The following is a 26,196-nucleotide window of genomic DNA, read 5'->3' as shown; positions in this document are numbered from 1 at the left end:
TCCGGGGCCGCTCCCTTTCGTAGGGGGCGGCCCTTCGGCGTGCTGGTGGGCGTTGTTACGATCGCGCCCTTCGGTCGGCCGTTCGAGCCGGGACCGAAGCTCAGACTTCTGATCCCTAGGGGGGACTCGAGTGGGTACACCCACGTCCGGGAGCCGACGGCACAGACGACGGACACGGATCGCGCTGCCCGTCGCCGCGGCGGGTCTGGCCGCCGCCGTCGCCGCCGTGTTCCTGACCACGTCGGCGGGAGCGGCCACCGCGCCGCCCGCGCCGCCCGCGCGCGGCACCCTGTCGACGTCCGAGATCGAGGCACGCCTGTCGACCGCGCTCGCCGCCGACGACACCCCGGGAAGGACGTCCAGGTCGTCCCTCGGCGCGAGCACGGGCAGCAGCTCCACCACCGTCGACCCGAAGATCATCGGTGGTTCGACGACGACCCTCACCACCGCGACCTACATGGCCCAGCTCTGGTACGGCGACGACCGCGGCACCGCCACCACCAGCGACGACATCGGCTTCTTCTGCGGGGGCGCGGTCGTCGCCCCGACGAAGGTCCTCACCGCCGCGCACTGTGTCGCCGGCTACGACTGGAAGGCGCACGGCTTCGTCGTCACGGGCACCGCGCAGCTGCTGACGGAGACCTCCGATGGCGGCGCCGACCTGCACGGCGGCACCGCCAGCAGCGTCTGGCGGCAGTGGAACCACCCGTCGTACGACGACTACACCATCGACAACGACCTCGCGATCCTGACCCTGCCGAACCCGGTCAAGGTGAAGCCGATTCCGATGACGACGGCCGGTGACACCGCGTCGTACACCGGCGCGGCGGCCAGGACCGCCCAGGTCTTCGGCTGGGGCCGGACCAGTTCCACCAGCCAGGACATCTCCGACACCCTGAAGACGGCCACGCTGCCGATCCAGTCGGACGCCACCTGCTCGGGCGAGTACGGCGGCGACTTCATTGCGAAGCACATGGTGTGCGCGGGCGAGCCCGCCACCGGCTCCGACACCGGCACCACCTCCGCCTGCAACGGCGACTCCGGCGGCCCGCTGGTCGTCGGAGGCAAGGTCGTGGGCGTCGTGTCGTGGGGCGTGAAGGACTGCGTGGCGGCGGGCGCCTACAGCGTCTTCACCAAGCTCACCACGTATGTCGCCGCCGCCTACCCGCGCGTCGACGACACCAACCTCAGCGGCGACCACAAGGCCGACCTCTTCGTGCGCAACTCCGCCACGAAGACCGGCTACGAGCTGGACTCCAAGGGCACCTCGCTCGCCTCCCGGCACTCCTGGGGCTCCTTCAGCGGCAAGAACCTCATCCTGCAGACGGACCTCGACCGGGACGGCTACCAGGACCTGATCGTGCGCCGCGCCTCCGACGGCGATGTCTTCTGGAAGCACTACGTCCGCTCGACCGACAGCTGGGCCACCAAGCTGATCGGTGACAACTGGAAGTCGCGTCTCGCGATCGTCGCTCCCGGGGACGTCACCGGCGACGCGCTCCCGGACGTGCTCTCCGTCGACTCCGCCGGCGTCCTGTGGATCTACCCCGGCAAGGGCAACGGCACCTTCGCCCCGCGGGTCAAGGTGAGCACCGGCTGGAACCAGTACAACCTCGTACGCGGGCACGGCGACCTCAGCAACGACGGCCGGGCCGACCTGCTCGCCCGCAACAGGAGCACCGGCGCGCTCTACCTCTACAAGGGCACCGGCAAGGCCGGCACGGGCGCCTTCTCGGCCCGCGTCAAGGTCCGCACCTGGAGCAGCACCACGTACAACGCCTTCGACGCGGTCGGCGACGTCAACGGCGACGGCAGGGCCGACTTCCTGGCCCGTACGCCAGGCGGCACGCTCTACCTGTACAAGGGCACAGGCAAGGCCACGAGCGAGATCTTCGCCACCAGAGTGTCGCTCGGTACCAGTTTCAAGCAGTACGACCTGTTCGGCTGAGTTCCGCCGAAAGCGCAGGTGAGCGGGGGGCGCCCCCCGCTCCGCGCGCCACGCCCCGTGCCCGGTCAGCCACCGGTCGGGCACAGGGCGTCGTGCAACGCTGTCCCGAGTTTCCCCGTCCGACCCGGCGGGGCGACGATGGTGAGGTTGCACGAGAACAGAGGAGCACATGTCCGCCGAGCACACGCCGGAGCCCGGCACACCGGGCCAGACCGGCCCGACGGGTGAGCACGACAGCGGCCCGAGGCACCGCGGACGGCGGAGCCGGCGCAAGGGGCTGCTGATCACGGCGTGGACGGCGGCCGGCATCGTCGCCCTCGGCGGCACCGGCGCGGGCTACCTGTACTTCAAGCTCAACGGCAACATCAAGAGCGTCGACATCGACCAGGCCCTCGGCACCGACCGGCCCACGAAGGCCGGCAACGGCTCCGAGAACATCCTGGTCCTCGGCTCCGACACCCGCTCCGGCTCCAACCGCAGGCTCGGCGGCGGCACCGACGACGGCAGCGCCCGCTCCGACACCGCGATGATCATCCATGTCCACGAGGGTCACAAGCGGGCCAGTGTCGTCTCCCTGCCGCGCGACACCCTCATCGACCGGCCGGCGTGCACGGACCCGCAGGGAGTGAGGCACGACCCCGCGAACGGCGTGATGTTCAACTCCGCGTACACCACGGGCGGCGCGGCCTGTGCGGTGAAGACCGTCGAGTCGATCACCGGCCTGCGGATGGACCACTACCTCGAGGTCGACTTCGCCGGCTTCGAGAAGCTGATCGACGAACTGGGCGGGGTCCGGGTCACCACCACCGAGGCGATCGACGACCCCGAGAGCCATCTCCGCCTCACGGCCGGCACCCACAGGCTCGACGGCAAGCAGGCCCTCGGCCTGGTCCGCACCCGGCACGGCGTCGGCGACGGTTCCGACCTCGGCCGCATCCAGCTCCAGCAGGCGTTCGTCAAGGCGCTGGTCACCCAGGTCAAGCACGTCGGTCTGTTCACCAGCCCGAAGAAGCTGTACGACCTCGCCGACACCGCGACGAAGGCCGTCACCACCGACTCCGACCTCGGCACCGTCAACGCGCTGATGTCCTTCGTCAACGGCCTCAAGGGGATCAGCGCGTCGAAGATGCACATGGTGACCATGCCGGTGCGCTACGACCCGGCCGACCCCAACCGGGTCGTCGTCCTGCGGACCAAGGCCCAGCAGGTCTGGACGGCCCTGAAGAACGACGAGCCCGTCCCGGCGGCGGCGACCGAGGGGAACGCGACCGGGGAGGCGGCGGGGATCGTGACGCCGTAGGGCCGACCGCCGCTCATGAGGGGCGCGGCTCATGAGGGGCGCGGCTCATGAGGGGCGCGGCTCACGAGGGGCGCGGCTCACGAGGGGCGCGGCTCATGAGGGGCGCGGCGAACTGCGCGACGAGTCCCGGCCGGGTCGCCACCGGCCCGCGGGGAATAGACGACGGCCACCCCCGGTTTTGGGGGATGGCGCCAGTCCTGGCAGACTGGTACGTCGGCTCCGGTTCACGTTTCCGTATCCCGCGGCAGCGACCCGGCGCCCTCCCGAAACTAGGAGACACCTTGAAGCGCGAGATCCACCCCGAATACGTCGAGACGCAGGTCAGCTGCACCTGTGGCGCGTCGTTCACCACCCGCAGCACGATCGGCAGCGGTGCGATCCGCGCCGACGTCTGCTCCGAGTGCCACCCGTTCTACACGGGCAAGCAGAAGATCCTCGACACCGGTGGCCGCGTGGCCCGCTTCGAGGCCCGCTTCGGCAAGGCTGCCGCCGGCTCCAAGAAGTAGCGAGCCCCATATCGCCGGTCCACGGCCGTGCCCCCGCCCGGGGTGCGCCGGGACCGGCGTTTTTGGTCGTTCGCCTTCATCCACGCCACAGCATTCCAGGAGCCCATCATGTTCGAGGCAGTCGAGGAGTTGGTCGGTGAGCACGCCGACCTCGAGAAGAAGCTCGCCGACCCGTCGGTCTTCGCCGACCAGGCCAACGCGCGCAAGCTGAACAAGCGCTACGCGGAGCTCACCCCGATCGTCGCCACGTACCGCTCCTGGAAGCAGACCGGCGACGACATCGAGACCGCGCGCGAGTTCGCCGCCGCCGACCCGGACTTCGCCGCCGAGGTCAAGGAACTCGACAAGCAGCGCGAGGAACTCACCGAGAAACTGCGGCTGTTGCTCGTACCCCGGGACCCGTCCGACGACAAGGACGTCATCCTGGAGATCAAGGCCGGCGCCGGCGGCGACGAGTCCGCCCTGTTCGCGGGCGACCTGCTGCGCATGTACCTGCGCTACGCCGAGCGCGTCGGCTGGAAGACCGAGATCATCGACGCCACCGAGTCCGAGCTGGGCGGCTACAAGGACGTCCAGGTCGCCGTCAAGACCAAGGGCGGCCAGGGGGCGACGGAGCCCGGTCAGGGCGTCTGGGCGCGGCTGAAGTACGAGGGCGGCGTGCACCGGGTGCAGCGCGTGCCGGCGACCGAGTCCCAGGGCCGGATCCACACCTCCGCGGCCGGTGTCCTCGTGACCCCGGAGGCGGAGGAGGTCGACGTCGAGATCAACCCGAACGACCTCCGCATCGACGTCTACCGCTCCTCCGGACCGGGCGGCCAGTCCGTCAACACCACCGACTCCGCGGTGCGCATCACGCACATTCCCACCGGAGTCGTCGCCTCCTGCCAGAACGAGAAGAGCCAGTTGCAGAACAAGGAGCAGGCGATGCGTATCCTGCGCTCCAGGCTCCTCGCCGCGGCACAGGAGGAGGCGGAGCGGGAGGCCGCCGACGCCCGTCGCAGCCAGGTCCGCACCGTCGACCGCTCCGAGAAGATCCGCACGTACAACTTCCCGGAGAACCGCATCTCGGACCACCGGGTCGGCTTCAAGTCGTACAACCTGGACCAGGTCCTGGACGGCGACCTCGACGCGGTGATCCAGGCCTGCGTCGACGCGGACTCGGCCGCGAAGCTCGCCGCCGCGTAACAACGGCACGTACGAGTACCACCACGGAGGACTTGCGTGAACCTGCTGCTCTCGGAGGTGGCCCAGGCCACCCAGCGGCTGGCCGACGCCGGCGTGCCCTCGCCGCGCAACGACGCGGAGGAGCTCGCCGCGTTCGTGCACGGCGTGAAGCGCGGCGGACTGCACTCCGTGAAGGACTCCGACTTCGACGCCCGCTACTGGGAGGTCATCGCCCGGCGTGAGCAGCGCGAGCCGCTCCAGCACATCACCGGGCGGGCCTACTTCCGCTACCTGGAGCTCCAGGTGGGCCCCGGCGTCTTCGTGCCGCGTCCCGAGACCGAGTCGGTCGTCGGGTGGGCCATAGACGCCGTACGGGCCATGGACGTCGTGGAGCCGTGCATCGTCGACCTGTGCACCGGCTCCGGCGCCATCGCCCTCGCCCTCGCCCAGGAGGTGCCGCGCTCCAGCGTGCACGCCGTGGAGCTGTCCGAGGACGCGCTGGTGTGGACCCGCAAGAACATGGAGGGGTCCCGCGTCGACCTGCGCCAGGGCAACGCCCTGGACGCCTTCCGCGACCTCGACGGGCAGGTCGACCTGGTCGTCTCCAACCCGCCGTACATCCCGCTGACCGAATGGGAGTACGTCGCTCCCGAGGCCCGGGACTACGACCCGGACATGGCGCTGTTCTCCGGCGAGGACGGCCTCGATCTCATCCGCGGTCTGGAACGGACCGCCCACCGGCTCCTGCGCCCCGGCGGCGTCGTCGTCGTCGAGCACGCCGACACCCAGGGCGGCCAGGTGCCGTGGATCTTCACCGAGGAGCGGGGCTGGGCCGACGCGGCCGACCACCCGGACCTCAACAACCGCCCCCGCTTCGCGACGGCCCGCCGGGCGATGCCGTGAGCACCGCTCGAGCGAACATCCACCTGACTTCTGTCCAGCAGTACGTGCACGAGGAGGCCCGCTAGACATGGCTCGGCGATACGACACCAACGACGCGACCGACCGCGTGACCGGTCTGCGCGAGGCCGCGTCCGCCGTCCGCCGGGGCGAGCTCGTGGTCCTTCCGACCGACACGGTGTACGGCATCGGCGCCGACGCGTTCTCCAAGGAGGCCGTGGGCGATCTGCTCGAGGCCAAGGGCCGGGGCCGCAACATGCCCACCCCCGTCCTCATCGGCTCCCCGAACACCCTGCACGGCCTGGTCACGGACTTCTCCGAGCTGGCCTGGGAGCTGGTCGACGCGTTCTGGCCGGGCGCGCTGACGCTCGTCGCCAAGCACCAGCCGTCCCTCCAGTGGGACCTGGGCGACACCCGCGGCACGGTCGCCGTGCGCATGCCGCTGCACCCGGTCGCCATCGAGCTGCTGACCGAGGTCGGCCCCATGGCGGTCTCCTCCGCCAACCTCACCGGACACCCGGCGCCGGAGAACTGCGACTACGCCCAGGAGATGCTCGGCGACTCCGTCTCCGTCTACCTCGACGGCGGCCCCACCCCCGGGAACGTCCCCTCCTCGATCGTCGACGTCAGCCGCGAGGTTCCGCTGCTGCTGCGCGAGGGGGCGATCACGGCCGACGAGCTGAGGAAGGTCGTACCCGACCTCGAGGTGGCGAATTGACAGCCCCTGACGCGGGGCGTGGCATAGGCAACGGGGAACGCGCCGCGGAGATCACGACGACCTTCGTCGGACTTCCGCGCGACACCTTCCGCATCCTCCACGTCAGCACCGGCAATGTCTGCCGCTCGCCGATCACCGAGCGGCTGACCCGGCATTTCCTGTCGCAGCGGCTCGGGGTGCTGGGGGGCGGGCTGATCGTGGAGAGCGCGGGCACCTGGGGCCACGAGGGCGCGCCGATGGAGGCCAACGCGGAGACCGTGCTGGCCGACTTCGGCGCGGACCCCTCCGGGTTCACCGGCCGTGAGCTGCTCGACGAGCACGTCATCATGGCCGACCTCGTCCTGACCGCGACCCGTGACCACCGGGCCCAGGTCATCTCCATGGGGCACTCCGCGGGCCTGCGCACCTTCACCCTGAAGGAGTTCACCCGCCTGGTGAACGCGATCGACCCGGCCACCCTGCCCCCTCTGGAGGAGGGCGTGGTCCGCCGGGCCCGCGCCCTGGTCCGCGCCGCCGCGGCCCTGCGGGGCTGGCTGCTGGCCCCGACCCTGGAGGCCGACGAGGTCTACGACCCCTACGGCGCGCCCCTGCCGTTCTTCCGCTCGATCGGCGACGAGATACACCAGGCCCTGGACCCGGTGGTGACGGCACTGACGGGTGTACCGACACGGGCCTGAGGCGGGCCGGGACCGACCCGATGGACGGAGTCCGGCGCAGCGGCTCGCTGCCCGGGGGGCCTGCCGGGGTCGGCGGTGCGAGGGGTGGGTTGGGGATTGGCCCCGGTGGTGAAGGCACTGAAGGGGTGCCGGCGCGGGCCTGAGGTGGCACAAGACCGGCCCGGTGGACGGAGTCCGCCCGGGTTTGACGGCGTGGATGTGGTCGCAGGCGGTGGGCGGGGCGGGCGGGGCGGGCCTACATTGGTCGTACGGCATCGTCGACGTCCCGGAGTCCGTCATGTCGGTCACCCCTGTATCTGCTGCGGCCGCCGACGCCGATGTCCTGCGGCGGCAGGATCCGGAGATGGCCGAGGTGCTGCTCGGCGAGGCGACGCGGCAGGCGTCGACGCTCCAGCTGAGCGCCGCCGAGAACTTCTGCTCCCCGGCCGTGCTGGCCGCGCTGGGCTCGCCGCTCGCCAACAAGTACGCCGAGGGGTATCCGGGCGCCCGGCACCACGGGGGCTGCGAGATCGTCGACGTCGCGGAGCGGCTCGCGGTGGAGCGGGCGAAGCGGCTGTTCGGGGCCGAGCACGCCAATGTGCAGCCCCATTCCGGATCGTCCGCCGTACTCGCCGCCTACGCGGCCCTGCTGAGGCCGGGGGACACCGTCCTGGCCCTGGGGCTGACCTACGGCGGTCATCTCACCCACGGTTCGCCCGCGAACTTCTCCGGGCGCTGGTTCGACTTCGTGCCGTACGGGGTGGACGCGGAGACCGGGCTGATCGACCGGGAGCAGGTGCGGGCGCTGGCCCGCAGCCATCGGCCCAAGGCGATCGTGTGCGGGTCGATCTCCTACCCGCGCCACATCGACTACGCGTTCTTCCGGGAGGTCGCCGACGAGGTCGGCGCCCATCTCATCGCCGACGCCGCCCATCCCATCGGGCTGGTCGCCGGGGGAGCGGCGCCCTCTCCGGTGCCGTACGCCGACATCGTCTGCGCCACCACGCACAAGGTGCTGCGGGGCCCGCGGGGCGGGATGCTGCTGTGCGGGAGCGAGCTGGCGGGGCGGGTGGACCGGGCCGTGTTCCCGTTCACCCAGGCCGGTGCGCAGATGCACACGGTCGCCGCGAAGGCGGTCGCGTTCGGCGAGGCGTCGACCGAGGCGTTCGCGGCGTACGCCCGTCAGGTCGTCGCCAACGCGCGGGTGCTCGCGGCCGGGCTGGCGCGGGAGGGGCTGGCCGTGACGACCGGCGGCACCGACACCCACCTCCTCACCGTCGACCCGGCCCCCCTGGGCGTCGACGGGCGCTCCGCGCGGGGGCTGCTCGCGGCGGCCGGGATCGTCCTGGACTGCTGTGCGCTGCCCCACGCCGACGTGCGCGGGCTGCGGCTCGGTACCGCCGCGGTGACCACGCAGGGGATGCGGGAGCAGGAGATGGCCGGGGTCGGGGCGCTGATCGGAGGCGTGCTGCGCGGCCGGGTCGAGCCCGGGCGGGCCCGCGAGGAGGTACGGGAACTGGCCGCGGCCTTCCCGCCGTATCCCGGCTGAGCGACCGGGAACCGGCCAACTTCGCGTGTGGCGGCTGGAAAAGCGGGTACGCGCGCTGTCACAAAACGCCCCCGTGCGCCCACGCACACAGCCGGACGTGCAACCATCGTCGCTACCCGGAAGTCCCCACACATATGCGCCCTGTGTGAGTCGATCGCTAGGGTGTGGGGCTGAGATGGCCAGCGAGACCTGTGGGGAAGCCTGTGCGTGAATACCTGCTGACGCTCTGCATCACGGCCGCGGTGACGTACCTGCTGACCGGGCCGGTGCGGAAGTTCGCGATCGTGGCGGGCGCGATGCCGGAGATCAGGGCCCGTGACGTGCACCGGGAACCCACTCCGCGGCTCGGCGGGATCGCCATGTTCTTCGGGCTGTGCGCGGGACTGCTGGTGGCGGACCACCTCACCAACCTCAACGGGGTCTTCGCGAAGTCGAACGAGCCGCGCGCCCTGCTGTCGGGAGCCGCCCTGATCTGGCTGATCGGCGTCCTGGACGACAAGTTCGAGATCGACGCGCTGCTGAAGCTGGGCGGCCAGATGATCGCCGCGGGCGTGATGGTCATGCAGGGTCTGACGATCCTGTGGCTGCCGATCCCGACGGTCGGCACGGTCGCGCTGACGCAGTGGCAGGGCACCCTGCTGACGGTGGCGCTGGTCGTCATCACCATCAACGCGGTCAACTTCGTGGACGGCCTCGACGGTCTCGCGGCCGGCATGGTGTGCATCGCCGCCGCCGCGTTCTTCATGTACACGTACCGGATCTGGTACTCGTACGGCATCGAGGCCGCCGCCCCCGCGACGCTGTTCGCGGCGATCCTGATGGGCATGTGCCTGGGCTTCCTGCCGCACAACATGCACCCCGCCCGGATCTTCATGGGCGACTCGGGCTCGATGCTCATCGGCCTGGTGCTGGCCGCGGGCGCGATCTCCGTCACGGGCAACGTCGACCCGGACAATCTGTTCGGCGGCTCCGAGCGCTCCACCGTGCACCAGATGGTGCCCGTCTACATCCCGCTGCTGATGCCGCTGACGATCATCGCGATCCCGGCCGCCGACCTGATCCTGGCGATCGTGCGCCGCACCTGGCGCGGTCAGTCGCCGTTCGCGGCGGACCGCGGGCATCTGCACCACCGGCTGCTGGAGATCGGCCACTCGCACAGCCGGGCTGTGCTGATCATGTACTTCTGGTCGGCGCTGATCGCGTTCGGCGCGCTCGCCTACTCCGTCAACGCGGCGTCCATGTGGATCGTCCTCGGTGTGGTGTTCCTCAGCGCGCTCGGTCTGCTGCTGCTCCTGCTGCCGCGTTTCACCCCGCGTGCGCCGCGCTGGGCGGAGGCCTTCGTGCCGCCGCGCTACCGTCGCCGCCGGTCCGCCGAGCGGGCCGCGGAGGCCGCGCTGGCCGCCGCCGAGGGCGCCGAGCCGCACCCGCGCACGCCTGTGGCGGTCGGGGTCTCCGGGGTCAACGGGGCGACTGCCGTGGGCTCTCGCTCGCGGTCGGCAAGGTAAGAATCTGACTAGAGCATTGCCAAGTCGTGGGGGAAGCGGGCGGGGGCAAAGCTGCCCAATACCAGACAACCCGGCGCCGTTTCCGCACAGACGCGCACTGTCACTCTCATGTGTGACAGCGAGCACACGATCCAGGTAAAGACCTCATCAAATAGTTTGTGATACGGTTCACGAGAACCCCGGACACAGCCGAAGGACCGTAGTGCGACGGCCCCTTGGCCCGAGGACGGCGTGAGGTCTTTCGCCCCTCGAACCGGGACTACGCTCGTCCATGACGACACCCTGCCCCCATTGAAAGCGGAGTTGCCGCCATGCCGTCCAACGACGTCCGGATCCTGGCTCAGGCCGCCGTGCCCACAGCTGCCGCCGGCGCGATCGCAGCCGTCGTCAGCGGCGTGGTCGCGGGCGGCAAGGGGGCCATCGGCGCAGTCGTCGGCACGGTCATCGTGATCGCTTTCATGGGGATCGGCCTCTACGTCCTGCAGCGCACCGCCAAGTCGCTTCCGCAGCTGTTCCAGATGATGGGCCTGATGCTCTACGCGGCACAGATCCTGCTGCTGTTCATCTTCATGGCCGCGTTCAAGAACACCACGCTGTTCAACCCCCGGGCCTTCGCCATCACGCTCGTGGTCGCCACGATCGCCTGGATCGCCGCGCAGACCCGAGCCCACATGAAGGCCAAGATCCTTTACGTCGAACCCGATTCGGCCTCCTCTTCGAGTTCCTCGAAGGGCGAGAAGCCCGAAAAATCGGGGCACTCGTCGTGAGGGGTAGGGCCGGGATAAAGACGTCTGAGATCTCCTGCTATCGTCCGGTGCCAACTGCGGCATCGCGGGCGCGGGCATCCCAGCTGACGCCTGCTCAAGCGCGAGGCGAGATGCCCCACAGCCGCCCCCACATCCGAATCACCAGTCCCGTGCCGAAACGCGGCCGTACGCCGCGCCGACACAACGAGGTTGCCGTACCTATGCGCCACGACGAAGGAGCCCGCGGTGAGTGCTGACCCGACGCAGGTGCTCGCCTTCGAGACCGACTGCCACCTGTTCGACGGTTGTGGCTTCCCGGCTCCGGGCCTGCACTCGTTCCTGTTCGAGCCGATCTTCGGCAACGCGGACGGCAACACGTACTTCAACAAGACGATGCTGCTGGCGCTGCTCGGCTCGATCATCATCGTGGGCTTCTTCTGGGCCGCCTTCGCCCGCCCGAAGGTCGTCCCCGGCAAGCTCCAGATGGTCGCCGAGGCCGGCTACGACTTCGTCCGCCGCGGCGTCGTCTACGAGACGATCGGCAAGAAGGAGGGCGAGAAGTACGTACCGCTGGTCGTCTCGCTGTTCTTCTTCGTCTGGATGATGAACCTCTGGTCGATCATCCCGGTCGCCCAGTTCCCGGTCACCGCGATCATCTCCTACCCCGCGGTCCTCGCCGGCATCGTCTACATCCTCTGGGTCTCCCTGACCTTCAAGCGCCACGGCTTCGTCGGCGCCTTCAAGAACTTCACCGGCTACGACAAGTCCCTCGGCGCGGTCCTCCCGCTGTCGATGACGATCGAGCTGTTCTCGAACCTCCTCGTGCGGCCCTTCACCCACGCCGTCCGACTCTTCGCGAACATGTTCGCCGGCCACACCCTCCTGCTGCTCTTCACGATCGCCAGCTGGTACATGCTGAACGGCATCGGCATCGCCTACTCCGCCGTCTCGTTCGTGATGGTCATCGTGATGACGGCCTTCGAGCTCTTCATCCAGGCGGTGCAGGCCTACGTCTTCGTCCTGCTGACCTGCAGCTTCATCCAGGGCGCGCTCGCCGAGCACCACTGAGCCAGTCCCACCCCCCATCCAGACATCCGGTGGCCAACCCCCACCGGTCCTTGAAAGAGAAGGAAGAACCGGCATGTCCGCTCTCCAGACCCTTGCCGCCGGCGTCGAGATCAAGGGCAACCTCGGCTCGATCGGTTACGGCCTCGCCGCGATCGGCCCGGGCGTCGGCGTCGGCATCATCTTCGGTAACGGCACCCAGGCGCTCGCCCGCCAGCCCGAGGCGGCCGGCCTGATCCGCGCCAACCAGATCCTCGGCTTCGCCTTCTGTGAGGCGCTGGCCCTGATCGGTCTGGTCATGCCGTTCGTTTACCCGAGCTCCTGACCTGATCCGTCGGACTGCCCCTTTCGACGAAAGGCACTGATATGAGCCCCCTGGTTCAGCTGGCGGCCGAGGAAGCGGAAAACCCGCTCATCCCGCCGATTCCGGAGCTCGTGATCGGCCTGATCGCCTTCGTCATCGTCTTCGGCTTCCTCGCCAAGAAGCTCCTCCCGAACATCAACAAGGTTCTGGAAGAGCGTCGCGAGCAGATCGAGGGCGGTATCGAGAAGGCCGAGGCCGCTCAGACCGAGGCCCAGAGCGTGCTCGAGCAGTACAAGGCTCAGCTCGCCGAGGCCCGCCACGAGGCCGCGCGCCTGCGCCAGGAGGCTCAGGAGCAGGGCGCCACGCTCATCGCCGAGATGCGCGCGGAAGGCCAGCGGCAGCGTGAGGAGATCGTCGCCGCCGGTCACGCCCAGATCGAGGCCGACCGCAAGGCCGCCGCGTCCGCGCTGCGTCAGGACGTCGGCAAGCTCGCCACCGAACTGGCCGGCAAGCTCGTCGGCGAGTCCCTCGAGGACCACGCCCGCCAGAGCCGCGTCATCGACCGCTTCCTCGACGAGCTCGAGGAGAAGGCCGAGGCGTCGCGATGAACGGAGCGAGCCGCGAGGCCCTGGCAGCCGCACGCGAGCGTCTCGACGCGCTGACGGACTCCACGTCTGTGGACGCGGCGCGGCTCGCCGACGAGCTGGCCGCCGTCACCGCGCTGCTCGACCGCGAGGTGTCGCTGCGTCGGGTCCTCACCGACCCGGCGCAGGCCGGTGAGGCCAAGGCCGGGCTGGCCCAGCGCCTGCTCGGCTCCCAGGTCAGCGGCACCACCGCCGACCTGGTCTCCGGCCTGGTGCGGTCCCGCTGGTCGCAGTCCCGCGACCTGGTGGACGCGCTGGAGGAGCTGGCGAACATCGCCGACCTCACCGCCGCGCAGAAGGCCGGCGCGCTCGACGACGTCGAGGACGAGCTGTTCCGCTTCGGGCGGATCGTCTCCTCCAACACCGAGCTGCGCGCCGCGCTGACCGACCGGAAGGCCACCGCCGCGGCCAAGGGCGAGCTGCTGCGCAGCCTGCTCGGCAGGCGTGCGGACGCGGCCACCGTTCGTCTGGTGACGCGCCTGGTGACCGCCCCGCGAGGACGTAGCCTGGAAGCGGGACTCGAGTCCCTGTCCAAGCTCGCCGCCGAGCGCCGGGATCGTGTCGTGGCCGTCGTCACGTCGGCCGTGCCGCTGAGCGACCCGCAGAAGCGACGCCTCGGCGCCGCCCTCGCGAAGCTCTACGGGCGCCAGATGCACCTCAACCTGGACGTGGACCCCGACGTCGTCGGCGGGATCAGGGTGCAGGTCGGCGACGAGGTGATCAACGGCTCCCTCGCGGACCGCATCGAGGACGCCGCCCGCCGTATGGCGAGCTAGCAGCACCGCAACAACGCAGCAGTACGTACGCAAGCGGCCCTGGTTGGGCCGTGCAGAGGATTCACCTCTTTCAGGGGGGAGTCCGGGAGTTTAGGCATCCCCCCAAAGTGAAACTTCGGGCCCAACAAGGAGAGCAGGGAACCCAGATGGCGGAGCTCACGATCCGGCCGGAGGAGATCCGGGACGCGCTGGAGAACTTCGTCCAGTCGTACAAGCCGGACGCGGCCTCGCGCGAGGAGGTCGGTACGGTCACCCTTGCCGGCGACGGCATCGCGAAGGTCGAGGGTCTCCCCTCGGCCATGGCCAACGAACTGCTGAAGTTCGAGGACGGCACCCTCGGCCTCGCGCTCAACCTCGAAGAGCGTGAGATCGGTGCCGTCGTCCTCGGTGAGTTCAGCGGCATCGAGGAGGGGCAGCCGGTCACCCGTACCGGCGAGGTCCTCTCCGTCGCGGTGGGCGAGGGCTACCTCGGCCGCGTCGTCGACCCGCTCGGCAACCCGATCGACGGCCTCGGCGAGATCGAGACGTCCGGCCGCCGTGCCCTGGAGCTTCAGGCTCCCGGCGTCATGGCCCGTAAGTCGGTGCACGAGCCGATGGAGACCGGCTACAAGGCCGTCGACGCGATGACCCCGATCGGCCGTGGCCAGCGTCAGCTGATCATCGGTGACCGTCAGACCGGCAAGACCGCCCTGGCCGTCGACACGATCATCAACCAGCGCGACAACTGGCGCTCCGGTGACGTGAACAAGCAGGTCCGCTGCGTCTACGTCGCCATCGGCCAGAAGGGCTCGACCATCGCCTCCGTGCGTGGCGCCCTCCAGGAGGCCGGCGCTCTGGAGTACACGACCATCGTCGCGGCCCCGGCGTCCGACCCGGCCGGCTTCAAGTACCTGGCGCCGTACACCGGCTCGGCCATCGGCCAGCAGTGGATGTACGAGGGCAAGCACGTCCTGATCATCTTCGACGACCTGTCGAAGCAGGCCGACGCCTACCGCGCCGTGTCGCTGCTGCTGCGCCGCCCGCCGGGCCGCGAGGCCTACCCGGGCGACGTCTTCTACCTGCACTCCCGTCTGCTGGAGCGCTGCGCGAAGCTCTCCGACGAGCTGGGCAAGGGCTCGATGACCGGTCTGCCGATCGTCGAGACCAAGGCCAACGACGTCTCGGCGTTCATCCCGACCAACGTCATCTCCATCACCGACGGCCAGTGCTTCCTGGAGTCGGACCTCTTCAACGCCGGTCAGCGCCCCGCGCTGAACGTCGGTATCTCCGTCTCCCGAGTCGGTGGTTCCGCGCAGCACAAGGCGATGAAGCAGGTCTCCGGCCGCCTCCGCCTCGACCTCGCCCAGTACCGTGAGCTGGAGGCCTTCGCCGCCTTCGGTTCCGACCTGGACGCCGCGTCGAAGGCCCAGCTGGAGCGCGGTCAGCGCCTGGTCGAGCTGCTCAAGCAGGCTCAGTACCAGCCGATGCCGACCGAGGACCAGGTCGTCTCCGTGTGGGCCGGTACCACCGGCAAGATGGACGACGTCCCGGTCGCCGACGTCCGCCGCTTCGAGAAGGAGCTCCTGGAGTACCTGCACCGCTCGGAGCAGGGCCTCATGACCTCCATCAAGGAGGGCGGCAAGATGTCGGACGACACCCTCACCGCTGTTGCCGACGCCATCGCCGACTTCAAGAAGCAGTTCGAGACCTCGGACGGCAAGCTTCTCGGCGAGGACGCCCCGGCCGCGGCCAAGTGACGTAAGGAAGGGACCTGACTCATGGGAGCTCAGCTCCGGGTCTACAAGCGTCGCATCCGATCCGTCACCGCGACCAAGAAGATCACCAAGGCGATGGAGATGATCGCCGCCTCGCGCGTCGTCAAGGCGCAGCGCAAGGTGGCGGCCTCCACGCCGTACGCGACCGAGCTCACCCGCGCGGTCACGGCGGTGGGCACCGGCTCGAACACGAAGCACCCGCTCACCACGCAGGCCGAGACGGTCGTGCGGTCCGCGGTGCTGCTCCTGACGAGCGACCGGGGTCTCGCCGGCGCCTTCAACTCCAACGCCATCAAGGCCGCGGAGCAGCTGACGGCCCGCCTCGAGGCCGAGGGCAAGCAGGTCGACACGTACATCGTCGGCCGGCGTGGTCTCGCGCACTACAACTTCCGCGAGCGCAAGGTCGCGGCGTCGTGGTCGGGCTTCACGGACGAGCCGACGTACGCGGACGCCAAGACGGTCGCGGCCCCCCTCATCGAGGCCATCGAGAAGGACACGGCGGACGGCGGGGTGGACGAGATCCACATCGTGTTCACCGAGTTCGTGTCGATGATGACGCAGACGGCGCTCGACGACCGCCTGCTGCCGCTCAGCCTCGACGCCGTGACATCAGCGGCTACCGCCGCGGGCGCCAAGGAGGCGAAGCCGGCGGGCGAGATCCTTCCGCTCTACGACTTCGAGCCCTCGGCGGAGGACGTCCTCGACGCCCTTCTGCCGCGCTACGTGGAGAGCCGCGTCTACAACGCTCTCCTCCAGTCGGCAGCCTCGAAGCACGCCGCCACGCGGCGCGCGATGAAGTCGGCGACCGACAACGCGGGCGAGCTCATCGAGACGCTCTCCCGCCTTGCCAACGCGGCCCGCCAGGCCGAAATCACCCAGGAAATCAGCGAGATCGTCGGTGGCTCCGCAGCCCTGGCCGACGCGACCGCGGGGAGTGACAGGTAATGACGACGACAGTTGAGACGGCCGTTGCCACGGGCCGCGTCGCCCGGGTCATCGGCCCGGTCGTCGACGTGGAATTCCCCGTCGACGCCATGCCGGAGATCTACAACGCCCTTCACGTCGAGGTCACCGACCCGGCGAACGAGGGCGAGAAGAAGACGCTGACCCTCGAGGTCGCCCAGCACCTGGGCGACGGCCTGGTCCGCACGATCTCGATGCAGCCCACCGACGGTCTGGTCCGCCAGGCCCCGGTCACCGACACCGGCACGGGCATCACCGTCCCGGTCGGCGACTTCACCAAGGGCAAGGTGTTCAACACCCTCGGTGAGGTGCTGAACGTCGACGAGAAGTACGAGGGCGAGCGCTGGTCCATCCACCGCAAGGCCCCGAACTTCGACGAGCTCGAGTCGAAGACCGAGATGTTCGAGACCGGCGTCAAGGTCATCGACCTCCTCACCCCGTACGTCAAGGGTGGAAAGATCGGTCTGTTCGGTGGTGCCGGCGTCGGCAAGACGGTGCTCATCCAGGAGATGATCTACCGCGTCGCCAACAACCACGACGGTGTCTCCGTGTTCGCAGGCGTCGGTGAGCGCACCCGTGAGGGCAACGACCTCATCGAGGAGATGGCCGACTCGGGCGTCATCGACAAGACCGCGCTGGTCTTCGGCCAGATGGACGAGCCCCCGGGCACCCGTCTGCGCGTGGCCCTCGCGGGTCTGACCATGGCGGAGTACTTCCGCGATGTGCAGAAGCAGGACGTGCTGTTCTTCATCGACAACATCTTCCGCTTCACGCAGGCCGGTTCCGAGGTGTCGACCCTGCTCGGCCGTATGCCCTCCGCGGTGGGCTACCAGCCGAACCTGGCCGACGAGATGGGTCTCCTCCAGGAGCGCATCACCTCGACCCGTGGTCACTCGATCACCTCGATGCAGGCGATCTACGTCCCCGCGGACGACCTGACCGACCCGGCCCCGGCCACCACGTTCGCCCACCTCGACGCGACGACGGTGCTCTCCCGTCCGATCTCCGAGAAGGGCATCTACCCGGCCGTGGACCCGCTGGACTCCACGTCCCGCATCCTGGACCCCCGCTACATCGCGGCGGACCACTACGCCACGGCGATGCGCGTCAAGACGGTCCTCCAGAAGTACAAGGACCTCCAGGACATCATCGCGATCCTCGGTATCGACGAGCTCGGCGAGGAGGACAAGCTCACCGTCCACCGCGCCCGTCGCGTGGAGCGCTTCCTGTCCCAGAACACCCACGTCGCCAAGCAGTTCACCGGCGTCGACGGGTCGGACGTGCCGCTGGACGAGTCGATCACCGCGTTCAACGCGATCATCGACGGTGAGTACGACCACTTCCCGGAGCAGGCGTTCTTCCTCTGCGGTGGCATCGAGGACCTCAAGGCCAACGCCAAGGAGCTGGGCGTCTCCTGATCTCGGACTGCCCGAGAACGTGTGAGGGGGCGGGCGCGTCCCGCCCCCTCATCCACGCCCACTAGACTTAGTAACCAACACCCGGCAGATCCGCCGGGTGGTGACCCGAGGAGCCACCTTGGCTGCTGAGCTGCACGTCGCGCTGGTCGCGGCCGACCGAGAGGTCTGGTCCGGCGAGGCCACCCTGGTCGTCGCGCGCACCACGTCCGGCGACATCGGCGTCATGCCCGGTCACCAGCCGCTGCTCGGTGTGCTGGAGTCGGGCCCGGTGACCATCCGTACGAGTGAGGGCGGGACGGTCGTCGCCGCGGTGCACGGCGGTTTCATCTCGTTCGCGGACAACAAGCTGTCGCTGCTGGCCGAGACCGCCGAGCTGTCGGACGAGATCGACGTCCAGCGCGAGGAGCGCGAGCTCGAGCGCGCGAAGGCGGAGGGCGACGCGATCGCCGAACGCCGTGCGGACGTACGTCTGCGTGCGGCGGCGTCGCGCTGACAACCCGGCGCGGAGCTGTATGACGTCACTCAGCCGCGGTCGGCACCGGAGGAATCCGGAGCCGACCGCGGCTGAGGCAGATATGGATGTTTTTTCCGTTCCGTTACCTATTTTCGGTACCTAGGAGACGAGGAGGTCGGTGTCGATGGTCCTCGCTCTGACTGTGTGCGGAATCGTCGTGGCCCTGGTGGTGCTGGGGCTGTTCGTCTTCGGCCTGCGCCGCAGGCTCATCCAGCGCTCCGGCGGCACCTTCGACTGTTCCCTGCGCTGGGACGTCCCCGAGAAACCGGACACCAGCGGCAAGGGCTGGAGCTACGGCGTCGCCCGCTACAACGGCGACCGCATCGAGTGGTACCGCGTCTTCTCGTACGCCTACCGGCCGCGCCGGGTCCTGGAGCGCGCCTCGATCGAGGTGGCCGGCCGCCGGCTCCCCGAGGGCGAGGAGGAGCTGGCCCTGCTGTCCGACGCGGTGATCCTCGCCTGCTCCCACCAGGGCGTCCGCCTGGAACTCGCGATGAGCGAAGACGCGCTGACCGGTTTCCTCGCGTGGCTGGAGGCAGCCCCGCCCGGTCAGCGCGTCAACGTCGCCTAGTCGCTCACTCGCTTCACTCGCCGTACCCGCTCACAGGTTGTTGCTGATCGCGCTCACCAGCTCTCCGTTGCCGGTGTCCCCGCTGAACTCCCAGAAGAACGCGCCGCCGAGGCCCTGGTTCTTGGCCCAGGTCATCTTTCCGGCGATGGTGGCCGGGGTGTCGTAGGACCACCAGTTGCTGCCGCAGTGCGCGTAGGCCGTGCCGGCGACGGTGCCGGTGGCCGGACAGGACGTCTTGAGGACCTTGTAGTCCTCGATGCCCTGCTCGTAGGTGCCCGCCGCGGTGCCCGTGGCGGTGCCGCCCGGGGCGTCCTGGGTGACCCCGGTCCAGCCGCGGCCGTAGAAGCCGATGCCGATGAGCAGCTTGCTCGCGGGGACGCCCTTCGCCTTGAACTTGGCCATCGCGTCGGCGGTGGTGAACCCGGCCGTCGGGATGCCGCTGTACGAGGTGAGCGGGGAGTGCGGGGCGGTCGGCCCTTGGGCGGCCCAGGCGCCGAAGAAGTCGTACGTCATCACGTTGTACCAGTCGACGTAGGCCGCCGCGCCCGCGTAGTCGGCGGCGTCGATCTTGCCGCCGGAGGAGCCGTCGGCCGTGGTGGCCGCGGTGACCAGGTTGTGCGCGCCGAACTTGGCGCGCAGTGCCGACATCAGGTTCTTGAAGGCCGCCGCTCCGCTGCTGTCGCAGGACAGACCGCAGGCGTTCGGGTACTCCCAGTCGATGTCGATCCCGTCGAAGACGTCGGCCCAGCGCGGGTCCTCGACCAGGTTGTAGCAGGACTGGGCGAAGGCCGTGGGGTTGGCGGCCGCCTGGGCGAAGCCGCCGGACCAGGTCCAGCCGCCGAAGGACCACAGCACCTTGATGTTCGGGTACTTCGCCTTCAGCTGCCGCAGCTGGTTGAAGTTGCCGCGCAGCGGCTGGTCCCAGGTGTCGGCGACGCCGCTGACGGACTGGTCGGCGGTGAAGGCCTTGTCGTAGTCGGCGTAGGAGTCACCGATCGCGCACTGTCCGTTGGTGACGTTGCCGAACGCGTAGTTGATGTGGGTGATCTTCGCGGCGGAGCCCGAGGTCACCAGGTTCTTGACGTTGTAGTTGCGGCCGTAGATGCCCCACTCGGTGAAGTAGCCGAGCTTGACCTTGGAGCCGGTGGTCGGGGGAGGGGTGGTGCCGCCCGTGGTGTGCACGGCGACCGCGCCGCTGACCGGTCCGCTCTGGTCGGCGGTGTCGCGGGCCTGGACGGTGTAGGAGTAGTCGGTGCCCGCGGTGAGGCCCGTGTCGGTGTACGACGTGGTCGTCACCGTGGCGACCTTGGCGCCGTCGCGCAGGACGTCGTAGTTCTTGACGCCCTTGTCGTCGGTGGCGGCGGACCAGGCCAGCTTCACCGAGGTGTCCGTGACTCCGGAGGCGGTGGGGGTGCCGGGCGCCGAGGGGGCCGCGTCGCCGGGGACCGTCGTACCGTCACAACTGTCGTTGTTGAGCTTGCAGTGGGACGGGGAGCCGGAGCCCGCGCCGTTGAAGCCGAAGGAGACGGAGGCGCCGGGGGCGAGGGAGCCGTTGTAGGACTTGTTCCTGGCGGTCCAGTGGGTGCCGGAGGAGGTGACGTCGGCGTCCCAGGCGGAGGTGACGGACGTGCCGGAGGGGAAGTCCCACTCCACGGTCCAGGAGCTGATGGCGGTGGTGCCGGTGTTCTTCACCGTCCACCTGCCCTCGAAGCCGGTGCCCCAGTCCTGGGTCTTGGCGTAGGTGGCGGTGGCCGTGGCGGCGGCCTGGGCGGGGCTCGCGAGACCGACCAGCCCGGCCAACGGCAGCAACAGGGTCGCGAACCCTGCCGCGGCTCGGTGTCTGAAGCGCATGCTGCGCCTCCTTGGGGGAGTTGGGGGGCGTGACTGAGCCTTCACGCCCACGGTGCCGCGAGAATAGAAAGGTCTGGACCATGGGTCAATAGGTCTGGACCACTCTCGTATACGGCTTCACCCGGCTTCCGGGTGCGACCGCTGGATACCCAACTCCTGGGCCAGTACGGCGGCTTGGACCCGGCTGCGGAGTTCCTGCTTCCCCGGCGGACGGCTGACGTGCGTCTTGACGGTGGCCTCCGCCATGTCGAGCCGTGCGGCGATCCCCGCGTTCGACAGGCCCTCCCCGAGACAGCCCAGCACCTCGCGCTCGCGCCGGGTCAGGGTGTCGAGGACGGCGGGACCGGCCGTCGGCTGCCGCGCCGGCCGGGCGGCGAACTCGGCGATCAGCCGACGCGTCACGGCGGGCGCGATCAGCCCCTCGCCGCCGGCCACCGTGCGGACCGCCGCCAGCAGATCCGCCGCCTCCGTGTTCTTCAGCAGAAACCCGGCCGCCCCCGCCCGCAATGCCCCCAACACATACGCGTCGAGGTCGAAGGCGGTCAGCAACCAGGACGTCCGCCAGCCGCTCCGCGACCACCTGACGGGTCGCCGCCACCCCGTCCAGCCGCGGCATCTGCACATCCATCAGCACCACGTCCGGGCGCAGCTCCCGGGGACTGGTCCTCGGCGACGAGTACGCGGATCACGGAGGGTCTCCTTCGGTGAGGGGGAGTGCGGCGCGTACGGTCCACAGGGTGCCCTCGGGACCGGCCTCGAACGTGCCGCCGAGCAGCGCCGCCCGCTCCCGCATCCCCACCGGCCCCGCCCCGGATCCGGGCGCGCGCGGACCGCCGTCCCGGTGGCCGTACATGCGCTCAGCCGCCCGGGCGACGATCCCTGCCGCGGCGATGCCGACGTGAAGAAGCTGTCGGGTCGCGACGACCTGTACCGCCTGCGGGGGTGGGTGCCTACCGGATCGCTTACGTCATCGACGACGGCAAACTCGTCATTCCGGTGGTCGAGGTGGGGCGCCGCAGGGAGATCTGTCGGCGTCTGTGACCGCTGTCAGCGCTCCCCGCCCGGTACCCAGAGCACGTCGCCGGTGTCCTTGTTGGCCGTGCGGGCGAGGATGAACAGCAGGTCGGACAGGCGGTTGAGATAGGTCGCCGTCAGCGGGTTCATGGTCTCGCCGTGGGCCTCCAGGGCGGCCCACGTGGAGCGTTCGGCGCGGCGTACCACCGTGCAGGCCAGGTGGAGGAGGGCGGCGCCCGGCGTGCCGCCGGGGAGGATGAACGAGCGGAGCTTCTCCAGTCGCTCGTTGAAGAGGTCGCAGTCGGCCTCCAGCCGGTCGACGTAGAACTGCTCGACCCGCAGCGGCGGGAACGACGGGTTCTCCACCACCGGCGTCGACAGGTCCGCGCCCACGTCGAACAGGTCGTTCTGGACCCGGGTGAGGACCGCGACGACCTCCTCCGGCAGGCCGCCCAGCGCGATCGCCGTGCCGATGGCCGCGTTCGCCTCGTTGGCGTCGGCGTACGCCGCGATCCTGAGGTCGGTCTTGGCCACCCGGCTCATGTCGCCGAGGTTGGTCGTGCCCTGGTCCCCGGTCCTGGTGTAGATGCGCGTCAGATTGACCATGCCGCCAATCTAGTGCCCCGACAGGCAACGTTCGCCCCGTCGTGACGCCCGGCACGCCCTCTCGCCGCACCGGCCGAAAGCCCAAGTGCATCCAGTACGAGGACTTCCGGCCGGCACTCCCCCGGCCTTCGGCCGGGGAGACCCCCGGAGCACGCACCGGACGCCGCTCCTTTACGGGCAAACGTTGCCTGTCGGGGCACTGGACCGTCCCGGCCGGTCCTTCTCCGTTTGCTCGGTCACGTCGACCCACGAAGATCCAAACGGTGCGAATAGGCTTGAATCGGACAGGAATTGACGACGTGACCGGTGTCTCACGCCGTGAGACGTGAGACGCGTTACTAACCGGTCGCACAGCGCTCCACGAGCGCTAATCTCCGGCCGAGAGCCATACGTGAGCCCTACGGCGAATGCGCCGGATGGTTGACGCCGGTGACATCCGAGGCGAGAGCGGGCAGGGCTTACTCCAAGCGCCGAAACCGCACAGGCCCCAGGGGTCTCACCCCTGCGGGTGAATTCGGTATCGGTTCGCTCACAGACGGCAACCTCCGACCGCTTCGCGCAGTCAGAGCATGCAACACCGGACATCACACCGCGGAGCACGAGACGCACGCTTAGGGGAGCGCTATGCACATCAGGGGCGACCACGTCGAGCTGGTCGTCGGGGGCCGCCTCGACGTGCGCAGCGCGGCGGACGCCCGCACGGCCCTGCACACGGCCGTGGACGACGGCGTCGGCGACCTGGTGCTCGACCTGTCCGAACTGGACTCCTGGGACGCCACCGGACTCGGCGTCATCATGGGCGTCCACCGACGGGCCGGCCGCTGCGGCCGTCGCCTGGTGCTGCGCGGCGTACCCCCGCAGATGCAGCGTCTGCTGGTGGCCACCCGGCTGCACCGCATCCTCGCCATCGAGGGCGGCATCGGCGTGGAGTCCCTGCCCCGGGTCTGACCGCGACCGCCCGGGATCCGGGGGTCCACCTGCGGCGAAACGTACGGCGGGCACCAATCCTCACCGGACCGTGACGTCTCGGGCCGGGCGGCACCCCGGACTGTCGTGGATACTGTGCCAAGGTTTACGGTTCGTCTGCCCGCCGCCCTCGGCCCTCTACCGAGCGGGCACCGGACCAGAAGCGACAGCGCAGTGTGCAGCGAGGCCGGGAGGGGCTACCGCCACACGACGCTCTTGGGGGGCTATAACCCATGGACCCGACGAACCAGGGGCCCGAGGAGTACGGTCACGAGGACGACGGCCGCGCGCCGCGCCCCCGCCCGCCCAGGGACCCCCTCACGCCCGACTTCGGCGCGCACACCCCCGGACCCGCCCGCACGGTCCGGGTGGTCGCCGGCGAACATCTGCTCACGGTCAACCCGGTGGACGGCAGCGAGATCGAGCTCTGCCCGCCCACCGAGCGCCCCGGCCGCCCCGCCAAACGGTCCGCCGAGGAACGCGCCGAGTACGACGAGCTCGCCGCCCGGCCGCCCGCCCCGGCCGGACCCGCCCGGCCGGAACAGCCCCTGCTGGGTCGCCAGGACGAACGCGAACAGCTCGTCCGCCTGCTCGCCCGCGGCCGTTCCGTCCGCCTCACCGGGCCCTCCGGCTCGGGCCGCACCAGCCTCCTCGACCTGGTCGCCGAGGACTGCGAGGACCTCGCCCCCGACGGTGTCGTCCGTCTCTCCGGCTACGGCCGCACCCCGGCCGAACTCCTCCACGACCTCTTCCACACCGTCCACGCCGCCGACCGGCACCGCCCCGACCCCGAGGAACTGCGCACCCTCGTCCGCGAGATCGGCGCGGTCGTGGTCGTCGACGACCTGGCCTTCGGCGGCGCGCTCCTCGACGAACTCCTGGACGCCACCCCCGAGTGCGCCTTCCTGCTCGGCGCCACCCCCGACACCCCGCTGCCCTCCGCCGACTCCGCCGTCGAGGAGGTCGTCCTCAGCGGCCTCGACCGCCCCGGCGGCGTGGACGTGATCGAGCGCGCCGTGGGCCGCGCCCTCACCGAGGAGGAGGCCAACTGGGCCGGGGACCTCTGGTTCGAGTCCGAGGGCCTGCCGCTGCGTTTCGTCCAGGCCGGCGCCCTGCTGCGGCAGCGCGACCAGCTCCGCGCCGACGTGGACGCCGTGGACGCCTTCGGCGTGTTCGAGGACGCCCGTCCGCTCACCGCCCCCGTCGACGCCGGGGCCGGTGAAGCCGAGGAGATACCCCTGCCCTCCCTCGGCGAGGCCGCGGCGCCCGCCCCGCTGCTCGCCGCCCGGCTCAGCGCCTCCGCCCGCGCCACCCTGCGCCTCGCCGTCGCCCTCGACGGTGAGGTCCCGCACCAGGCCCACCTGCCCGCCCTGGTCGGCGACACCCACGCCGACGCCGCGCTCGGCGAACTCGTCGCCTGCGGACTCGTCTCCCCGGTCGGCGTCCGCTACCGGCTCGCCGCCGGCATCCAGACCCAGCTGGAGGCCGCCGGATACGACGACGACATCGAGGCCCGCGCCGAGGCCGCCGCCCAGCACTACGCCTGGTGGGCCGGGCACCCCTCGGTCACCCCCGAACGGGTCTGCGCCGAGGCGGACGCCGTCCTCACCGCCCTCGCCCGCGTGGTGCCCTCGACCACCCCGCCCGCCGAGGACGAGGAGGCCACCGCGGTCCGCCTCGCCCGCGCCGCGGCGCCCGCGTTCGCCGCCGGCCTGCACTGGAGCGCCTGGGAGAGCGCCCTGCACGAGGGTGCCGAGGCGGCCCGGCTGGCCGGCCGGTCCGCCGACCGCGCCTACTTCCACCACGAACTCGGCGTCCTCGCCCTGTGCGCCGGGGACCTCGACCGGGCCCGCTCCGAACTCGAGGCCTCCCTCGGGCTGCGCGGCGCCCTCACCGACAAGCGCGGCACCGTCGCCGGCCGCCGCGCCCTCGCCCTGGTCGCCGACGCCTCCGGGGACGTACCGGGTCTCGCCGCCGCGACGTTCGGCGACGAGGTGCCCGCAGCCCGCCCCGAGGAGCCCGTGTCCCCGCCGCGCGGCATCCAGGCGGCGCTGCCGACCTACCCGCCGGAGGCCCGGACCGTCGCCCACCGCGCGGTGACCCCGCCGCGCGCCCCGGCCCCGCAGCCCCGGCGCCAGGGCGGCCTCAAGGGCCTCGCCAAGCGCAACCTCGTCGCGGCCGGCGCGGGCGCGCTCCTCGTCGCCGTCCTCGGTACGGTCGTCACGCTCGGCGCGACCTCCAACAACGACGCCGGCGACCCCGCCGACCGCGGCGGCGTCCACCCCTCCGCCAGCACCGGCCTCGACGACGGCGGCGCCGGCTCCGACACCCCGGGCGCCGACACCGGCACCGGCGACACGGGCACGGCGACCAGCCGGCCCACGGACCCGGGGCCGGACGGGACGATGGGGACCTCGGACGACCCGACACCGTCGGAGTCGCCGTCGGCGACGGAGAGCGGCTCGACGGGGTCGACCGACGGCGGCTCCCCGTCGCCGTCGCGGTCCACGTCTCCCTCACCGTCGCACTCGACGTCCTCGACGCCGGGGCCGTCGGCATCGAGCAGCTCGGGCTCCGGCGGCTCGCCGACGCCCTCGCCGTCCGCGTCCGAGACGACGCCCACCACCCCGAGCGACTCCCCGTCCTCCGGCACCTCGGCCAGCGGCACCAGCTCCCGGCGTCCCCGTGTCGCCGAGCTCGGCGGACTCCGCCTCCTCCCTCTCCTCGTCCTCCTCCGGGACGGTGATCTGAGGCACCC

At 70.4% G+C, this 26,196-nt stretch carries 22 protein-coding genes and 3 pseudogenes; 21 read left to right on the top strand and 4 right to left on the bottom strand.

Going from position 1 to position 26,196, the window contains the following annotated elements; all coding sequences use genetic code 11:
- Window positions 1-130: 130 nt before the first annotated feature.
- The 19 genes from U5640_RS14250 (at window position 131) to U5640_RS14160 (ending at window position 19,001) form a co-directional block, all read left to right on the top strand.
- A complete protein-coding gene (locus U5640_RS14250; RefSeq protein ID WP_340376172.1) occupies window positions 131-1,948 on the top strand; it encodes a trypsin-like serine protease in 1,818 nt (605 codons plus the stop codon).
- Between the two features lie 169 nt (window positions 1,949-2,117).
- On the top strand, window positions 2,118-3,248 hold the full coding sequence (locus U5640_RS14245; RefSeq protein ID WP_340376171.1) for an LCP family protein: 1,131 nt from the start codon (window positions 2,118-2,120) through the stop codon (window positions 3,246-3,248).
- Window positions 3,249-3,529: 281 nt separating this feature from the next.
- The gene (gene rpmE / locus U5640_RS14240) at window positions 3,530-3,754 is read left to right on the top strand and encodes a 50S ribosomal protein L31 (protein WP_067247864.1); all 225 of its coding nucleotides are present in this window, start codon (window positions 3,530-3,532) and stop codon (window positions 3,752-3,754) included.
- 108 nt (window positions 3,755-3,862) lie between these two features.
- The gene (gene prfA, locus U5640_RS14235; protein WP_340376170.1) at window positions 3,863-4,939 is read left to right on the top strand and encodes a peptide chain release factor 1; all 1,077 of its coding nucleotides are present in this window, start codon (window positions 3,863-3,865) and stop codon (window positions 4,937-4,939) included.
- Window positions 4,940-4,975: 36 nt separating this feature from the next.
- Window positions 4,976-5,821: a peptide chain release factor N(5)-glutamine methyltransferase gene (prmC, locus tag U5640_RS14230; protein WP_340376169.1), complete on the top strand. Its 846-nt coding sequence runs from the start codon at window positions 4,976-4,978 to the stop codon at window positions 5,819-5,821.
- Window positions 5,822-5,888: 67 nt separating this feature from the next.
- Window positions 5,889-6,536, top strand: a complete 648-nt coding sequence (locus U5640_RS14225) for an L-threonylcarbamoyladenylate synthase (RefSeq protein ID WP_340376168.1) — start codon at window positions 5,889-5,891, stop codon at window positions 6,534-6,536.
- A complete protein-coding gene (locus U5640_RS14220) occupies window positions 6,533-7,213 on the top strand; it encodes a protein-tyrosine-phosphatase (protein WP_340376167.1) in 681 nt (226 codons plus the stop codon). The genes U5640_RS14225 and U5640_RS14220 overlap by 4 nt, the downstream gene beginning before the upstream one ends.
- A 277-nt stretch (window positions 7,214-7,490) precedes the next feature.
- Complete coding sequence (gene glyA / locus U5640_RS14215) at window positions 7,491-8,741, top strand: serine hydroxymethyltransferase (RefSeq protein WP_340385099.1); 1,251 nt, start codon at window positions 7,491-7,493, stop codon at window positions 8,739-8,741.
- Between the two features lie 203 nt (window positions 8,742-8,944).
- Window positions 8,945-10,246, top strand: coding sequence for an MraY family glycosyltransferase (locus U5640_RS14210; protein ID WP_340376166.1), 1,302 nt, complete (start codon window positions 8,945-8,947; stop codon window positions 10,244-10,246).
- 311 nt (window positions 10,247-10,557) lie between these two features.
- On the top strand, window positions 10,558-11,013 hold the full coding sequence (locus tag U5640_RS14205; RefSeq protein ID WP_340376165.1) for a hypothetical protein: 456 nt from the start codon (window positions 10,558-10,560) through the stop codon (window positions 11,011-11,013).
- 225 nt (window positions 11,014-11,238) lie between these two features.
- Window positions 11,239-12,060 carry a F0F1 ATP synthase subunit A gene (atpB, locus tag U5640_RS14200; protein ID WP_133917182.1) on the top strand — a complete coding sequence of 274 codons (822 nt, stop codon included), beginning with the start codon at window positions 11,239-11,241 and terminating at the stop codon, window positions 12,058-12,060.
- Window positions 12,061-12,133: 73 nt separating this feature from the next.
- Window positions 12,134-12,382, top strand: coding sequence for an ATP synthase subunit C (locus U5640_RS14195; RefSeq protein ID WP_030610088.1), 249 nt, complete (start codon window positions 12,134-12,136; stop codon window positions 12,380-12,382).
- Between the two features lie 41 nt (window positions 12,383-12,423).
- Entirely contained in the window at window positions 12,424-12,969 is a 546-nt protein-coding gene (locus U5640_RS14190; protein WP_055635048.1) for a F0F1 ATP synthase subunit B, read from the top strand.
- Window positions 12,966-13,781 carry a F0F1 ATP synthase subunit delta gene (locus U5640_RS14185; protein WP_340376164.1) on the top strand — a complete coding sequence of 272 codons (816 nt, stop codon included), beginning with the start codon at window positions 12,966-12,968 and terminating at the stop codon, window positions 13,779-13,781. The genes U5640_RS14190 and U5640_RS14185 overlap by 4 nt, the downstream gene beginning before the upstream one ends.
- Window positions 13,782-13,927: 146 nt before the next feature.
- On the top strand, window positions 13,928-15,517 hold the full coding sequence (gene atpA / locus U5640_RS14180) for a F0F1 ATP synthase subunit alpha (protein WP_340376163.1): 1,590 nt from the start codon (window positions 13,928-13,930) through the stop codon (window positions 15,515-15,517).
- A 21-nt stretch (window positions 15,518-15,538) separates the two neighbouring features.
- The gene (locus U5640_RS14175) at window positions 15,539-16,480 is read left to right on the top strand and encodes a F0F1 ATP synthase subunit gamma (protein WP_340376162.1); all 942 of its coding nucleotides are present in this window, start codon (window positions 15,539-15,541) and stop codon (window positions 16,478-16,480) included.
- Window positions 16,480-17,916: a F0F1 ATP synthase subunit beta gene (gene atpD / locus U5640_RS14170; RefSeq protein ID WP_340376161.1), complete on the top strand. Its 1,437-nt coding sequence runs from the start codon at window positions 16,480-16,482 to the stop codon at window positions 17,914-17,916. The genes U5640_RS14175 and atpD overlap by 1 nt, the downstream gene beginning before the upstream one ends.
- A 118-nt stretch (window positions 17,917-18,034) precedes the next feature.
- Window positions 18,035-18,409 (top strand): F0F1 ATP synthase subunit epsilon, encoded by a 375-nt coding sequence (locus tag U5640_RS14165; protein ID WP_067259266.1) that lies wholly within the window; start codon window positions 18,035-18,037, stop codon window positions 18,407-18,409.
- Window positions 18,410-18,554: 145 nt separating this feature from the next.
- Window positions 18,555-19,001 carry a DUF2550 domain-containing protein gene (locus U5640_RS14160; RefSeq protein ID WP_067259265.1) on the top strand — a complete coding sequence of 149 codons (447 nt, stop codon included), beginning with the start codon at window positions 18,555-18,557 and terminating at the stop codon, window positions 18,999-19,001.
- A 30-nt stretch (window positions 19,002-19,031) separates the two neighbouring features.
- Here the strand turns inward: U5640_RS14160 and U5640_RS14155 are convergent, their stop codons facing one another.
- The 4 genes and pseudogenes from U5640_RS14155 to U5640_RS14140 all read right to left on the bottom strand — a co-directional run bounded on the left by U5640_RS14155 (window position 19,032) and on the right by U5640_RS14140 (window position 22,472).
- Entirely contained in the window at window positions 19,032-20,852 is a 1,821-nt protein-coding gene (locus tag U5640_RS14155) for a glycoside hydrolase family 18 chitinase (protein ID WP_340376160.1), read from the bottom strand.
- Between the two features lie 117 nt (window positions 20,853-20,969).
- Window positions 20,970-21,507: pseudogene (locus U5640_RS14150) on the bottom strand (response regulator transcription factor); the annotation flags it as partial.
- Window positions 21,508-21,537: 30 nt separating this feature from the next.
- Window positions 21,538-21,702, bottom strand: a pseudogene (locus U5640_RS14145) (two-component sensor histidine kinase); the annotation flags it as partial.
- A 197-nt stretch (window positions 21,703-21,899) separates the two neighbouring features.
- The gene (locus tag U5640_RS14140; protein WP_340376159.1) at window positions 21,900-22,472 is read right to left on the bottom strand and encodes a cob(I)yrinic acid a,c-diamide adenosyltransferase; all 573 of its coding nucleotides are present in this window, start codon (window positions 22,470-22,472) and stop codon (window positions 21,900-21,902) included.
- Between the two features lie 624 nt (window positions 22,473-23,096).
- On the opposite strand from U5640_RS14140, the gene U5640_RS14135 reads away from it, so the two are divergent.
- Window positions 23,097-23,420, top strand: a complete 324-nt coding sequence (locus tag U5640_RS14135; RefSeq protein WP_020131168.1) for an STAS domain-containing protein — start codon at window positions 23,097-23,099, stop codon at window positions 23,418-23,420.
- A gap of 251 nt (window positions 23,421-23,671) precedes the next feature.
- Window positions 23,672-26,189 (top strand): annotated as a pseudogene (locus U5640_RS14130) (ATP-binding protein).
- The last annotated feature ends 7 nt before the right edge of the window (window positions 26,190-26,196 follow it).

This window comes from Streptomyces sp. SS7, assembly GCF_037993025.1.
In the GTDB taxonomy this organism is placed as follows: domain Bacteria; phylum Actinomycetota; class Actinomycetes; order Streptomycetales; family Streptomycetaceae; genus Streptomyces.
The sequence above is the reverse complement of the archived record's forward strand: the minus strand, read 5'-3'. Positions and strand labels throughout refer to the sequence as shown.

Excerpts from the sequence above, each read along its gene's own strand:
- U5640_RS14140 (WP_340376159.1), bottom strand. The coding sequence starts at position 22,472 with ATGGTCAATCTGACGCGCATCTACACCAGGACCGGGGACCAGGGCACG.
- U5640_RS14135 (WP_020131168.1), top strand. The coding sequence starts at position 23,097 with ATGCACATCAGGGGCGACCACGTCGAGCTGGTCGTCGGGGGCCGCCTC.
- U5640_RS14160 (WP_067259265.1), top strand. The coding sequence starts at position 18,555 with ATGGTCCTCGCTCTGACTGTGTGCGGAATCGTCGTGGCCCTGGTGGTG.
- prfA (WP_340376170.1), top strand. The coding sequence starts at position 3,863 with ATGTTCGAGGCAGTCGAGGAGTTGGTCGGTGAGCACGCCGACCTCGAG.
- atpD (WP_340376161.1), top strand. The coding sequence starts at position 16,480 with ATGACGACGACAGTTGAGACGGCCGTTGCCACGGGCCGCGTCGCCCGG.
- U5640_RS14185 (WP_340376164.1), top strand. The coding sequence starts at position 12,966 with ATGAACGGAGCGAGCCGCGAGGCCCTGGCAGCCGCACGCGAGCGTCTC.
- U5640_RS14175 (WP_340376162.1), top strand. The coding sequence starts at position 15,539 with ATGGGAGCTCAGCTCCGGGTCTACAAGCGTCGCATCCGATCCGTCACC.
- U5640_RS14245 (WP_340376171.1), top strand. The coding sequence starts at position 2,118 with ATGTCCGCCGAGCACACGCCGGAGCCCGGCACACCGGGCCAGACCGGC.
- U5640_RS14205 (WP_340376165.1), top strand. The coding sequence starts at position 10,558 with ATGCCGTCCAACGACGTCCGGATCCTGGCTCAGGCCGCCGTGCCCACA.
- atpA (WP_340376163.1), top strand. The coding sequence starts at position 13,928 with ATGGCGGAGCTCACGATCCGGCCGGAGGAGATCCGGGACGCGCTGGAG.
- U5640_RS14190 (WP_055635048.1), top strand. The coding sequence starts at position 12,424 with ATGAGCCCCCTGGTTCAGCTGGCGGCCGAGGAAGCGGAAAACCCGCTC.
- U5640_RS14225 (WP_340376168.1), top strand. The coding sequence starts at position 5,889 with ATGGCTCGGCGATACGACACCAACGACGCGACCGACCGCGTGACCGGT.
- U5640_RS14195 (WP_030610088.1), top strand. The coding sequence starts at position 12,134 with ATGTCCGCTCTCCAGACCCTTGCCGCCGGCGTCGAGATCAAGGGCAAC.
- U5640_RS14155 (WP_340376160.1), bottom strand. The coding sequence starts at position 20,852 with ATGCGCTTCAGACACCGAGCCGCGGCAGGGTTCGCGACCCTGTTGCTG.
- glyA (WP_340385099.1), top strand. The coding sequence starts at position 7,491 with ATGTCGGTCACCCCTGTATCTGCTGCGGCCGCCGACGCCGATGTCCTG.